Raw genomic sequence first — 13,108 nt, forward strand, 5'->3', positions numbered from 1 at the left:
AGATGCCCAAGGCAGCAGCCACCAGCAACCGTCCACTCCTCACCGAAGCCTCCTCGCACCCCGTCCCATATCCCCAAAACCAACTCGAGTCCCGCACCCCTGACACCACCAGCCGTGTACGTCGCTCGCGCGTCACCCCCTTCCGCGCTACGAACATTCGCCGCCTTTGTGGCAAAGGCATCAACCGCCTCCGCAACCGCGCAGAACGCGGGGCCGTGACCGCCGAGTACGCGATCATGATCGTCGGTGCCTGCGCCATCGGCGGCGTTCTGGTCGCCCTCCTCAGATCCCCCGCCATGCAGAACGCCCTCAAAGCGATCATCAACTACGGCCTGAAGATCGCCGGCGTAGAAGGCGTACACCTCTGACCCCAAGCCCCCAAAGCCAGCAGGTCAATCAACCCTGACGAGCCGGCAACCCTCGATCCGGCGGCCGGCCGATGCCCCCTCCCCGGCCGGCCGCCACCCGAAGGACCCCCATGCCCCACCGCCAAGACTCGCCCACCCGTGCGCTCCTGCCTCACAAACAACGACCTGCAACTCAAGCCGACCACTGGACCCGCGCCGGCCACCCGACCCGAGCTGGCCACACCCGACCCGAGCCGGCGACCCTCACGATCCGGCGGCCGGCCGATGCCCCTCCCCGGCCGGCCGCCACCCCAAGGACCCCCATGCCCCACCGCGCAGACTCGCCCACCCCACGCGCCCTAACCTCACAAACAACCACCACGCCCCAAGCCAACCACCCAACCCGAGCCAACCACCTGACCCGAGCCAACCACGTGACCCGATCCGGCCACGTGACCCGAGCCGACCACCCAAGCCGAGCCGACCACCCAAGCCGCGCCCGCCGCGCGGCCCGAGCTGAGCGTGGGGCTGTTACGGCTGAGATGGCTTTGGCGCTTCCGGTGCTGGTTTCTCTGCTGCTGTTGGGGATGTGGTCGATCGGTCTCGTCGTGCTGAACATCCGGTGCATAGATGCTGCCCGCGATGTGGCCCGGGCAGTCGCCCGCGGGGAGTCGCTCGATCAGGCGAAGGCGATCGGTCGCCGCACCGTCCCCACAGGCACGATCGTCATCAACCGCGACGCATCAGACATCCAAGTGACAGTCACTGCCACTCCAGCCCACAAGCCACCCCTCCTAGCCTTCCTGTCTCCCACAAGTCTCAAAGCGACCGCCACCCTCCAAGCGGAGCCGGACACACCATGACCCGTACCGAACGAGGCAGCGCCACCCTCCACACCCTCTTCGCAGCCGTACTCCTCTTCACCGCCTTCACCGCAGCAATCCTCTGGTCGGCAATCTCCACCGCCCGCCACAAACTCGCCACCGCAGCAGACCTAACCGCCCTAAGCGCCGCCCAATCCCTAAGCACCGCCCAATCTCTAAGCACCGCTCAATCCTTTAGCGCCGCCCAGCCCTCAAGCGCCGCCCGGCCCATCCGATCCGATGGTCAGCTCGAACATGACGAGCAGCCTGCGGGCATCGCGCCGTCCGCAACGCCCTGCGCAACAGCCGCGCGGGTAGCTGTGCTCAACAAGGTGCGGCTTACTGCGTGCGTTGTCGCTTCCGACGCAGTAACCGTTGAAGTCTCACTCCAGCTTGATCTGCGGCTGACGCGTCCAACTCTGACCGCGGCGGCCCGTGCCGGGCCGCTATAACCTCGCCGCGTCAACCACTCGTTGCGTGCTCGGTTCTGGTGTGATCGCGATCTGGTCGCAATCTGGTAGAGATGCCGCGTTGATGTGGACGACGTACGGGAGGGCGCTCCATGATCGGGAACCGAGTACTGCTCATGTTCCCGGACGTACTTCCCCGGCGCCCGGACGGTTACCTCGGAGGCTCGTTTGCCCAACCGGATTCGGCTGCTGCTGGTCGACGACCAGATCCTCAGCCGAGGCTTGCTCCGCAGCGGTCTGGAGCGTGAGCGCGATCTGGAGATCGTTGCCGAGCTCAACCGATCTGACGATGTCGTCGGTGCGGCCAAACGGCACCGTGCGAACGTCGCGCTGGTCGATGCGGGCGGTCCGGGCAGCGACAGCATCACCGTGACGACCAGATTGCGTACGTCGATGCCGGAGTGCCGGGTCGTGATGCTCACGACGTACGGGCGGCCGGTGCACCTGCGTCGCGGGCTCGATGCCGGGGCGAAAGGGTTCGCGTTGAAGAGCAGTCCGGCGCCGCAGTTGGCGGATGCAGTACGGCGGGTGCACCTCGGTCTGCGCGTGGTCGACGCGAACCTCGCAGCCGAGACTCTCAGGTACTCCGAGACTCCGCTGAACGCGGACGAGACCGACACGCTGCGCGCGGCACGCGATGGTGGATCGGTCGCGGTCATGGCGCAGGAACTCGACGTGTCGGAGCGCGTCGTCCGTACCCGGCTCTGGTCGGCTATCGGTAAGACCGGCGCGCACACCCGCTCCGACGCCGTCGAGATCGCGGAACGAAACGGCTGGCTTCTCGACTAGCTGCCGGCGCGCAGCCGGGTAGCGAAGGGGTTCTGCTCAGGTGGTCTGCGGGACGGGCAGACTGGGGGTCGTGGATGGTGGGCGGAGTCGGGTCGTCGTTGTTGATGCCGCGAACGTGGTTGGGTCACGGCCGGATGGGTGGTGGCGGGATCGGGTTGGCGCGGCCCGGCGGTTGTTGACGCGGCTGGCGGCGTTGCAGGAGCGGTTGCCTGACACGGATGTGGTCGTGGTGCTGGAAGGCGCTGCTTGCCGGGCGGTGTCGGGGGACGGTGCGCCGGAGACCGGTCGTGTTCGGGTGGTGCTGGCGTCAGGGTCCGGTGACGACACCATCGTGAGCGTGACTGCGGAGGTTGCCGCGCAGTCGCATCATCCGGCGGTCACTGTGGTCACCGCGGACCGCGAGCTCAGGCAACGAGTCGAAACCACCGGCGCGACGACCACCGGCCCTCGCTGGCTCCTGGACCAGCTGGACGCCCTGCCTGAATAGGCACCTCGACCATCGTCGAGGCCGGCAGCGGCTCGGTGAAGTACAGCGCCCGGACCTCCGCGCAGACCGTTGGATCGCGTGCGTCGGGCCGTGGCGTTAGGTGCAGGTGGAGAGGAGTTTCCCGGTGTGGGTTATGAGGAGGTGGGGGCCGGGCGTGGCGGGGAGGCGTGCCCTGTCGGTGCGGATGGGGTGACGGCTGCCGTCGGGGGAGATGACTAGTGAGTTGGGGGCGTCGAGGGCTATGAGTTCGTCGTCGGCTCGGACCAGGACGGGTGCGGTGTAGGACCAAGACAGCGCGGTACGGCCGGCGACTAGGGCTTCGAGCGTGGCGGCGGGGAGTTCGTCGGGGCCTTCGGCGGAGGCGTCTACGGCGATCCAGGTAGTGGGAGAGCCGGGTGGCGTGATGGAGGTCGGGTTGTGCCAGTCGCTGCCGCCGATGGGCGTGGTGCCTTCGAGACCCCAGGCCTGCCACCACGCGACGGGGCCACCCCAGGTGTGGTCGAGCCAGGAGGAGTGCCAGATCTCGGCGAGCGGTGGGTGTTCAGGGAGTGGGTGACGCCAGGAGCAGTCGCCGCCGAGTGGGTGGTTGATCGAGAGGAGACCTCCGCGGCGGGCGACCTCCGTGACCCAGGTGGCGGCGGGTTGGCGGAAGTCGATCGGGCCGATGGCGCCGAACGCGTTCGCGTGGCCGGTGTCGGTGGTGACTTCCTGGCCGGGGATGAGGCCGAGGTCGAAGCGTTTGCTGAGCGAGGGAAGTTCGGCGTGGTGGGAGATGGTGTTGTGGTCGGTGACGGCCAGTACGTCGAGGCCGGCCGACACACCGAGTGCCGCGAGGTTGGCGACGGGGGTGGACCCGTCGGAGTGGAGGGAGTGCGCGTGGAAGTCGCCGGCGATCCACTTCAGGCCGGAGGATGCGGGGAGGGTACGGCGCGGTGGTCGCGGGGGTACGGCGATTGCCGCCGAGGTGTCGGCGTACTCGGTGAGACCGGGGATGGTGTCGACCGGGCCGGTGACCGCTTCGACGAGGAGTTCGACGCCTTCGACCGGTACTCGGTGCAGGCCTAGGACGACCCACCAGGTGCCTGGTTCGAGTTCGCCGGGGACGTAACCTGGGGTGGCTGCGTCGGGGGTGATCGCGAAGGTTTGCCGGGCGCCGCCGGACCATCCGCGCCAACCGGCCGCACCTTCGCAGCCGAGGTCGATGACGGCGCCTTCGACGGGCGGAACGGTCAGGGTGACGAGCAGGCCAGGACAATCGGCCGGGATGTCGACGGGCAGAGAATGCCAGACCGACTCGGCGCGGTCGTCGAGTGTCCAGCGCCGACGGTACGACGTGACAGCCATCAGGCGATCTCCCCGCTCACGAACGAGCTCTGAACAGCCATCAGGCGATCTCCCTGCTCACGAACGAGCTCTGGCGGTGCTGTCTGTGGAGGTGAGGAGTTCGCCGGTGTCCTGGGTATAGAGGAGGACTCGGGAGGTGGGCGCGGTGAGGACTACCGGGGTGCCGGGGGCAGGCTCGGCTTCCTCGGGAACGGTGACGCCGATGAGAGTGCCGGCGCAGTCGACGCTGACGAGGGACTGGGTGCCGAGGTTTTCGGCGACGACAACCTCGCCGCGGAGGGCGGGGCCGCTGACGTCGCCTGTCGACAGGGTCAGGTACTCGGGACGGATACCGACCGTGACCTCGGCGTCCGCCGGGGTAGAGGAGGTTGTCGCAGGCAACGAACCGCCGGCCACGGTGACGGCGCCGTCGGTGGTGACCTTGCCGGGGAGGAGGTTCATCGGGGTCGAGCCGATGAAGTTCGCCACGAACGTGTTGGCGGGCCGCGCGAACACTTCACGCGGGGAACCCAGCTGCCGGAGCTTGCCCGAGTCCATGACGGCGATGCGGTCGGCCAGCGCGAGAGCCTCGGCTTGGTCATGGGTGACGAAGACCGTGGTGATGCCGAGGTCGCGCTGGAGCTTCTTCAGGAAGGTGCGGGCCTCGAGGCGGAGCCGTGCGTCGAGGTTCGACAGCGGCTCGTCGAGCAGCAGGACCTTTCCTTCGGACGCGATCGCACGAGCGAGGGCGACCCGTTGCTGCTGCCCGCCGGACAGTTGGCCGGGCTTACGTTCGAGCAGCCCCTGCAAGGACAGTTCGCCCGCAGTGCGCTCAGCCGTCGCGGCACGAGTGGCGGCCGCGACGCGGCGTACCTTCAACGGATAGGTGATGTTCTCGGAGACGCTCATGTGAGGGAAGAGCGCGTAGTCCTGGAACACCATCGCGACGCCGCGCTTGCCCGGCTCGGTGCGGGTCACGTCCGCCGCGTCGATGCGGATGCTGCCCTCGCTCGCGGGCTCCAGGCCGGCGATCGTCCGCAGCAGCGTGGTCTTGCCGCAGCCCGACGGACCGAGGAGGGCGAAGAACTCGCCGTCGGCCACGTGCAGGTCCAGCCCGTCGACGGCGCGGACGCCGTTCGGGTAGACGGTTGCGAGGCCTTCGATGTCGATGCCCGCCATCAGCTCTTGATCCCTCCGTGGAAGCGGAACCCGTAACGCGAGTTCACCAGCAGGTACAGCACGACGACCGGGATCGAGAACAGCAGCGAGAACACCGGCAGCACTTGCAGGTTCACGCTGCCGCCTTCGTCGGTGAGGGTCTGCATCAGCACCGCACCGGGCTGCTTGTCGATCGACCGGATGAGCAGGAAGGGCACCAGGAAGTTGCCCCAGGAGTTGACGAACGCCCAGACCATGATGGTCGCCAGCCCGGGGCGTGCGACCGGGAGTACGACATCGCGCAGGATCTGGCCGGTGGACGCGCCGAAGACCCGCGCCGACTCCTCGTAGGACTTGGGGACCGCGTCGACGAAGTCCTTCAGGATGAAGATGGCCGCCGGCAACAGCCCGCCGGTCATCACCAGCGCGACGCCGAACCGGGAGTCGATCAACCCGAGCTGGAACATCATCACGAAGATCGGGACCATCGCCGCCGTCCCGGTGACGACCGAGGACAGCAGCAGCAACCCGTACAGCAACGCGTCCCGGCCGGGGATGCGGACCCGCGACAAGGCGTACGACGCCAACGCGGCGAACGCGGTGACCGCGACAGCGGTCGTCACGCAGATCAGCAGCGAGTTGACCATCGAGTGCATCGCGTACGGATGGCCGAGCGTCTTCCGGACGTTCTCCAGCGTCCAGTCCGGCCAATGCACTCCGAGGCCCGGCGAGGCGTCGAACGGCGCCGACGCGATCCACAGCATCGGTACGGCGAAGAACAGCGTGATAGCGCAGATCAGGACGTAGAACCCGATCCGGCGCACGACGTAGCCGGGCCTCATGAGCGCCTCCGGAGCAGCCGCAGATAGACCAGTGAGACCAGGAGGTTCGCGATCAGCAGCAGGAACGAGATCGCCGACGAGTACCCGAGCTCACCGCCCTGCAGCGCCACGTTGTAGATGTAGACCGGCACCGTCTCGGACTCGTGGTTCGGTCCGCCCTTGGTGAGCAGGAACGGCGAGAAATCGTTCGCCGTCCACAGCGAGATCAGCAGCGTGTTGGTCAGCACATGCCCGCGGATGTGCGGAAACACGATGTCCCGCAGCGTCTGCCACCCCGATGCCCCGACCATCCGCGCCGACTCGAGCTGCGACGGCGGGACGGCCTGCAGCGCCGACGAGTAGAGCATCATCGAGAACGCCGTACCGCGCCATGTGTTGAACACCACCAGACACGCCATCGGGTAGTCGATGAGCCACGCGGTTCCCGGCGTACCCAGGATGCCGTTGAGCGTGCCGCCGTCCCGGTCGTAGAACGCGACCCACAGGTACGCGACCACGGTCGACGGCAGGATCCAGGCCAGCAGCGTGAAGGCCTCGACCGTACGGCGGACCACCGGGCGAGTGCGGCGAAGGACCCACGCCAGTGTGAACCCGAGGATGTTCTGCCCGATGATGGCGGAGCCGAGCACGAACAGCAACGTCAGCCACAACGCGTTGTGGAACAGCGCGTCGTTGAGCGCCTTCGTGTAGTTCGACAACCCCACCACCGACGGCGACACGGCCTCGACGCCGGTCAACCGGTAGTTGGTGATGCCGATGTAGATCGTCCAGATCGCGGGGAAGACCAGGAAGGCGCCGATCAGCAGGAGCGCGGGCGCGACGAAGCCGAAGGCGCGGCCGACGCCGAGTCCCGCGACGTCCCCGGCCGGACCACGGGTACGCCGTGCCGGCTCAGGGGGCCGAGCCGGCACGGGTGCGGAGGCGGAAGTCATCAGTTACTGGTGACCTTGTCCTTGCCGCCGGCCGCGGTCTCGACGACCTTCTGGTACGCCGTCGCGGCGGCGTCGGTGCTCTTGCCGCCGACCACGTCCGCGGTCGCCTGCTGCAGTGCCGCGGAGACCTTCGGGTACTCCGCCCGGCCCGGACGGTACTGCGTGATCGGCAGCACCTTCTCGGCGACGAAGCTCAGCATCGGGTCGCTCTTCAGCACCTCGCTGTTGACGTCCGACCGCTGCGTGATCTTGGCGGCGCCGGCCAGCGACTCCTTGACCATCTCCGCGGAGTTCATGAACTGCAGGAACTCCCAGGCCTGCTGCGGGAACTTGGTGTTCGGGTTGATCACGGTCGCGCCGCCGCCCGACATCGACACGAAGTCCTGGCCCTTCACGCCGGCGCCCGGCTTGCTCGCCGGGATCAGCGCCCACCCGACCGCGGTGTCCCGGTCGGCCATCTTCGCGACGCCGGCCTTGGGTTCGACGACGCTGCGCCAGAAGTAGTCGCTCTCGAGCAGGATGCCGATCTTGTTCGCGGCGAACTCGGCGAACGACTTGTCCCGGCCCTTGGCCTCGCGCTGCAGCACGGGGTCACCGAGACCCGTCGAGTAGACCTGGTGGTAGAAGTCCAGCACCTGGCGCAGTTGCGAGGTGTTGCCCAGCCACTTGCCGTCGGAGTTCACGGTCGCGCCGGTGCCGACCAGCAGCGGCAGTACGCCCTGCATGGTGGTCGCCTCACCCATCGCGGTGCCGGCGTTGATCTGGATCGGCGTCACACCGGAGATTTTCTTGAGCGCCTGACCTGCGGAGATGATGTCGTCCCAGGACTTCGGCTGCCAGTCGGCGGGCAGTCCGGCCTGCTGGAAGAGCTTCTTGTTGAAGTACAGGACCCGTCCGTCGGTGCCACCGGGTACGCCGTACCGCTGGCCGTTGTAGCTGCCGAGCGCCTGGACCGACTCCGGGATCTGCTTCCAGCCGTCCCAGTCGTCGACCTTGGCGGCCTCGCCGACGGTGTCGGTGAGCGGCTTGATGTAGTTGGCCTGGGCGAACTCGCCGACCCAGATGCCGTCGATCTGGAACAGGTCCGGTCCGGACTTGTTCGACAGGTCGAGGGAGAGCTTCTGCTTGTAGACCTCGTCGTCGGAGCCGTCGCCCTGGAACTTGACCGTGACGTCGACGCCCTTGCCCTTCTGGTCGGCGACGAACTTCGGGATCAGGACGTCTTGGACGAAGGTTGCCCCGGCGCTGCTCTTGCCGCCCTTGACCGAGTTCGACCCGAAGGTCAGCTCGACCTTCTTGGCGTCGGCGTTCCGGTTCGCGTCCTGGTCGCCGCTGCCGGAGTCGGACGAGCCGAGGCATCCGGTGAGCAGGGCGAGGGCCGCGGCGCCGAGTACGCCGGCGGTGGTCAACCGCGAGAGTGATCGCATCAGGGCTCCTTGCAGAAATGGTCCGGCGACAGTGCCGGTCAAACATTGGCACTCATCCGCGACTATGTGAAGACTTTTTCCCAACCCCGAGGCGAACGTTGTCGGGGGCTGTAGGCAACCAACCGTGAACTGTCAAGTCCGGTTCCCGCGTGATGCGTTGCGGAAGAGTTAAAGGATGCTCAAGGTTCTGCGACAACCGGTAATTGTGTAGATACAGAGGGTGAGTGGCCGAGCTACTGTCTAGCCGTTCGATTCAGCGGATCGGAGGTGAATGACGTGTCACTGCTCCATGGAGTCGCTTGCCTTGTCGACGACCTGCTCGGGCATTGCTGGTGCTGGTGGTGACCTTGGCCTGCGCGGTGACGACACCGGGCTCCCGCTGACGCGCAAGCAGCGGGACATCCCGGAACTCATCCCCGAGCGCCGCTTGGCCCCACCGCGAGAGACACCGCGAGAGACAAGGAGTGAAAAACGGCCGGCCCCGACGATGTCGGGGCCGGCCGTCCTCTCGTTGGCCGGTGTTCGAACTCGACTCAGCTCTGAGCCAGCTGCATCATCTGCTTCGGCAGTGTCGTCATCTCGGCCGGGATCGGAACCTGTGGCCTGATCAGCGACAACAGGCTGGCGGCCGCGCCCGCGATCGGCAGCGGCAGGGCCAGGCCCAGCGATGCCAGCAGCGCGTTCACGAGGGCCAGCACCGCGCCCAGGATGTCCAGACTCGGGATCGGCAGACCGCTCCAGGCCTGGATCGGCGTGCCGGCAGCGCTCATCGTGCCGGTCGGTTGTGCCTGCTTGGCCTTCCCCTTGCCAAGCAGCGACGTCAGGGCGAGCCCACTGGCCTCGTTCACGAAGGTGCCGGTGTCCTCGTCGTAGTTCCACTTCTGCCCGTCGCCGCTACGGCAGGGCAGGACCAGCAGTGGAGCCGAAGCCGGCACCTTGGCCAGGTCCGCGCCGCTGTCCAGGCAGGCTCCGGTCGTCGCAAGGGCGCCACCGACGCTCTTGCTCATCGCGACCTGCAGCTGGCCGGACTCGGTGTAGATCCACTCCTGGGTCTTGCCTTCCTTGCCCGGGGCGCACGCCATCATGACCGCCATCGGGACCTTGTCGGCCGTGACGAACGTCAGGCAGTAGCGCGTGTCGGAGCGCGTGGCGATCTGTTGTGCCACACCCACCGATACGCCCGGGGCCTTCGAACCACTGGGTTCCGGGTTCGCGGCTTGGGCCGGTACGGCGGTGGCGATGGCCACGCTGACCGCGAGCACCACCACGCCGGTGCGGCTGAACAGCTTGCGGATGATCAAGACAACCTCCAGAGGTCGTGCCATCTCGTGGCGTCAGGTCGTCGGGACCCCGTGGCGCGAGCCGGGTTTGCCGGCAGTGACTCAGCGCGACGTTGACGCCACAACCAGTAAGGCACAGGTGTGACCGAGGGGGTTATGCCGATTCCGCGAAACTTGATGCCAATGGCAACTAACTGCCAGGCGAAGTTCGTTGCGCAAGGCATCTACATCGAGTCGTCAGCTCGCTGTGTGGTCGCCGTGCGGAGGCTGTGAGTCGTTCGAGATCTTACGGCAATCCGGTGGTATGCCGGTCATCGTCAGTGCATGGTTGATGCCCTAGGCAACTGAGTGGTCAGTGGTGCTGTTTGGTGTCCTTGGGGTCCGGCGCCAGCTCCTGCTCGGTGGCGAGGCGCTCGTCGGCAGGGCCTTCGCGGGTGCTGCCGGTGCCGGCGGGGAGGTCGGCGGACGCATCACTCTGTGTGATCTCGCCTCCGACCTTGTCACTTGATGCAGTCGAAGTCACCGCAGGGGTGCCGTTCGTCGCCTGGGCGCGCAGTTCGCGCATCTCCTTGCGGCGGCGCAGGCCTCGCCCGAGGCCCTTCTTCAGCAGCCACAGGGCGACGACGAGGGCGGCGCCGGTGACCGCGCCGAGGAAGAACACGGTCGGCACCGAGACGCCGAAGTCGACGCCGAAGACCTCCAGCTTGGTGGAAGCGCTCGACGAGACCGAGACGCCCAACCCAAACAGCACGACCAGCACGATCAGGACGATTCCGAGAACGGCCATGGCGACCCGCCTATCTGCCGGCCCAGAGCCGGCCCTTCAGGCCTCACTGCTTAACAGTGCGGAGAGCAGCGCCACCGCGCCGCTCTTGTCGAGTGGGTTGTTCTGGTTCCCACACTTTGGTGACTGTACGCACGACGGGCATCCATCCGTACATTCACAGTGTGCAATCGCCTCGCGTGTCGCCGTCAACCACTCGCGCGCCGCGGCGTACCCGTGTTCGGCGAAGCCGGCCCCGCCGGGGTGGCCGTCGTACACGAAGACCGTCAGTCGGCCGGTGTCGGCGTGGCGGGCGGTCGAGACACCGCCGATGTCCCAGCGGTCGCAGGTGGCGAAGAGTGGGAGTAGGCCGATCGACGCGTGCTCGGCGGCATGCGCCGCTCCCGGCACGTCTTCCAGCCCGAGGCTCTCGACGGCGGTGTCGGGCATGGTCCACCACACGGCCTTGGTTCGCAGGGTGCGCTCCGGCAGGTCGAGCGGCTGTTCGTCGAGTACGTCGCCGGTCGCGATCAGCTTGCGCTGGTACGAGATGACCTGGCTCGTCACCTGGACCCAGCCGCGCGACAACTCCGCCGTACCCCACGAGCACGTTTCCTCGGTCGCGAGGATGCTGATCTCGGTGACGTCCCGCGCGAAGGTCGTGTAGTCCGGGGAGGCCGGCTCGACGACTGCGGCGTGCCCCTCGAGGTCGAGCGAGCGCACCAGGTAGGACTCACCCGCGTGGACGTAGACGGCGCCCTCGTGGACCGATGCATGGGCCGAGCCGCCGTCGACCGTGCCGAGCAGACGGCCGGTCTGGGCCTCCACGATCTGCACCGTCTTCCCGCCGGCCGACCGGATGTCGATGGCGTCGACGGCTCGCTCGCGGCGCGTCCAGAACCACCCGTGCGGCCGTTCGCGCAGCGCGCCCTGCCGCACGAGCTGGGCGATCACCTGCGCCGTCGTCTCGCCGAAGACCTCGAAGTCGTCGGGAGTCAGCGGCAGCTCTTGCGCCGCGGCACACAGCTGAGGCCCGAGCACGTACGGGTTCTCCGGGTTGAAAACCGTAGCCTCCACCGGGCGCCCGAAGATCGCTGCCGGATGTCGCACCAGGTAGGTGTCCAGCGGGTCGTCCCGTGCGATCAGCAGCGCCACCGCGTCCCCACCGGCCCGGCCTGCGCGTCCAGCCTGCTGCCAAAGCGACGCGCGTGTACCTGGCCAGCCAGAGAGCAGTACGGCGTCCAGCCCCGCAATGTCGATGCCCAGCTCGAGAGCGTTCGTTGCCGCGACTCCCGTGAGCTCACCGCTCTGCAGCATGCCCTCGAGCCGCCGGCGTTCCTCAGGTAGATAGCCGGCCCGGTACGCCGACACCTGGTCGATCAGTGTCGGGTCGACCTCGGCCAGGTTCTCCCGGGCCGTCATCGCGACCGACTCGGCTCCACGCCGCGACCGGACGAAGGCGACCGTACGGACACCTGTGACGACCAGATCGGTCAGGAGATCGGCCACCTCGGCTGTGGCGGACCGGCGTACCGGTGCGCCGTTCTCGCCGTGCAAAGAGGTCAGAGGCGGCTCCCACAGGCCGAACGCGATGCCGCCACGCGGAGAGCCGTCCTCGACCACCTCCACCATCGGCAGCCCGGTCAGGCGCTCACCTGACACGGCCGGCTCGGCCACGGTCGCCGAGGCGCAGACAAAGATCGGATGCGCCCCGTACTGCGCGCACACCCGACGCAGCCGCCGCAGTACGCCGGCGACATGCGCACCGAAGACGCCGCGGTAGTGGTGGCACTCGTCAACCACGACGTACTGCAGGCAGCCCAGGAAGCGCGCCCAGCGTTGATGGTTCGGCAGGACCGACCGGTGCAGCATGTCCGGGTTGCTGAGCACGTACGTCGCGTAGTCGCGCGCCCAGTCGCGCTCGGTCCGCTCCGAGTCGCCGTCCAGCGTCGTGGCCCGCAGACCGGGCACGGAGTACGCCGAGACCGCGCGGAGCTGATCGTGCGCGAGCGCCTTGGTCGGAGACAGGTACAACACAGAGGCGGTACGGCGGTGTGGTGAGGCCGCCTGCGCGATGCTCAACGTGGCGAAGGCCGGCAGCAGGTACCCGAGCGACTTACCGGACGCCGTCCCGGTCGCGACGACCACGTGTTTCCCGGCGTACGCCGCCTCGGCCGTCGCCACCTGGTGAGTCCAAGGGGCCGTGATGCCGGCGTCCCGCAGCTGGTCGAGGACCTCGGGCGGGACCCAGCGCGGCCAGTCACACGTTTGTCCCACGCGCGGCGGCACCGACTCGACATGCGTCAGCCGGTCGTCGCGACCGGCGGCCAGGCGCTTCAGGACGGCAGCCGCCTCACCACCTGCACGCATACCGGCACCTTAGGCCCTGGCATGGACACTTGCTCGCTGAGGACCAGCTGAGAGCTG

13 protein-coding genes are annotated in these 13,108 nt (G+C 67.8%); 5 read left to right on the forward strand and 8 right to left on the reverse strand.

What is annotated here, in order from left to right; all coding sequences use genetic code 11:
- The first annotated feature begins 2 nt into the window (after positions 1-2).
- From EV137_RS41780 to EV137_RS20080, 5 genes are all read left to right on the forward strand, one after another.
- Positions 3-368 carry a DUF4244 domain-containing protein gene (locus tag EV137_RS41780; RefSeq protein ID WP_134130321.1) on the forward strand — a complete coding sequence of 122 codons (366 nt, stop codon included), beginning with the start codon at positions 3-5 and terminating at the stop codon, positions 366-368.
- A 302-nt stretch (positions 369-670) separates the two neighbouring features.
- On the forward strand, positions 671-1,210 hold the full coding sequence (locus EV137_RS42025; RefSeq protein ID WP_375372033.1) for a TadE family type IV pilus minor pilin: 540 nt from the start codon (positions 671-673) through the stop codon (positions 1,208-1,210).
- Positions 1,207-1,662, forward strand: coding sequence for an Rv3654c family TadE-like protein (locus EV137_RS42030; protein WP_375372034.1), 456 nt, complete (start codon positions 1,207-1,209; stop codon positions 1,660-1,662). Before EV137_RS42025 ends, EV137_RS42030 begins: the two co-directional genes overlap by 4 nt.
- 186 nt (positions 1,663-1,848) lie before the next feature.
- Positions 1,849-2,469 carry a response regulator transcription factor gene (locus EV137_RS20075; protein ID WP_134002520.1) on the forward strand — a complete coding sequence of 207 codons (621 nt, stop codon included), beginning with the start codon at positions 1,849-1,851 and terminating at the stop codon, positions 2,467-2,469.
- 70 nt (positions 2,470-2,539) lie between these two features.
- Entirely contained in the window at positions 2,540-2,956 is a 417-nt protein-coding gene (locus EV137_RS20080; RefSeq protein WP_134002522.1) for an NYN domain-containing protein, read from the forward strand.
- Positions 2,957-3,052: 96 nt separating this feature from the next.
- On the opposite strand, the gene EV137_RS20085 is transcribed toward EV137_RS20080, so the two are convergent.
- From EV137_RS20085 to sftH, 8 genes are all read right to left on the reverse strand, one after another.
- Positions 3,053-4,300, reverse strand: a complete 1,248-nt coding sequence (locus EV137_RS20085; protein ID WP_134130323.1) for a CehA/McbA family metallohydrolase — start codon at positions 4,298-4,300, stop codon at positions 3,053-3,055.
- Positions 4,301-4,357: 57 nt separating this feature from the next.
- The gene (locus EV137_RS20090) at positions 4,358-5,458 is read right to left on the reverse strand and encodes an ABC transporter ATP-binding protein (RefSeq protein ID WP_134130324.1); all 1,101 of its coding nucleotides are present in this window, start codon (positions 5,456-5,458) and stop codon (positions 4,358-4,360) included.
- Positions 5,458-6,279 (reverse strand): carbohydrate ABC transporter permease, encoded by an 822-nt coding sequence (locus EV137_RS20095; protein ID WP_134130325.1) that lies wholly within the window; start codon positions 6,277-6,279, stop codon positions 5,458-5,460. Before EV137_RS20095 ends, EV137_RS20090 begins: the two co-directional genes overlap by 1 nt.
- Positions 6,276-7,211, reverse strand: a complete 936-nt coding sequence (locus EV137_RS20100) for a carbohydrate ABC transporter permease (protein WP_134002528.1) — start codon at positions 7,209-7,211, stop codon at positions 6,276-6,278. The genes EV137_RS20095 and EV137_RS20100 overlap by 4 nt, the downstream gene beginning before the upstream one ends.
- On the reverse strand, positions 7,211-8,638 hold the full coding sequence (locus tag EV137_RS20105) for an extracellular solute-binding protein (protein ID WP_134002530.1): 1,428 nt from the start codon (positions 8,636-8,638) through the stop codon (positions 7,211-7,213). The genes EV137_RS20100 and EV137_RS20105 overlap by 1 nt, the downstream gene beginning before the upstream one ends.
- Positions 8,639-9,171: 533 nt before the next feature.
- Entirely contained in the window at positions 9,172-9,939 is a 768-nt protein-coding gene (locus EV137_RS20110) for a ricin-type beta-trefoil lectin domain protein (RefSeq protein ID WP_238175442.1), read from the reverse strand.
- Between the two features lie 331 nt (positions 9,940-10,270).
- Positions 10,271-10,705, reverse strand: coding sequence for a hypothetical protein (locus tag EV137_RS41090; protein WP_202871049.1), 435 nt, complete (start codon positions 10,703-10,705; stop codon positions 10,271-10,273).
- A 36-nt stretch (positions 10,706-10,741) separates the two neighbouring features.
- A complete protein-coding gene (sftH, locus tag EV137_RS20120; protein WP_166679946.1) occupies positions 10,742-13,051 on the reverse strand; it encodes a DNA 3'-5' helicase SftH in 2,310 nt (769 codons plus the stop codon).
- Positions 13,052-13,108: the final 57 nt, after the last annotated feature.

Origin of the sequence: Kribbella pratensis, from assembly GCF_004366075.1 — a bacterium.
Lineage (GTDB): Bacteria > Actinomycetota > Actinomycetes > Propionibacteriales > Kribbellaceae > Kribbella > Kribbella pratensis.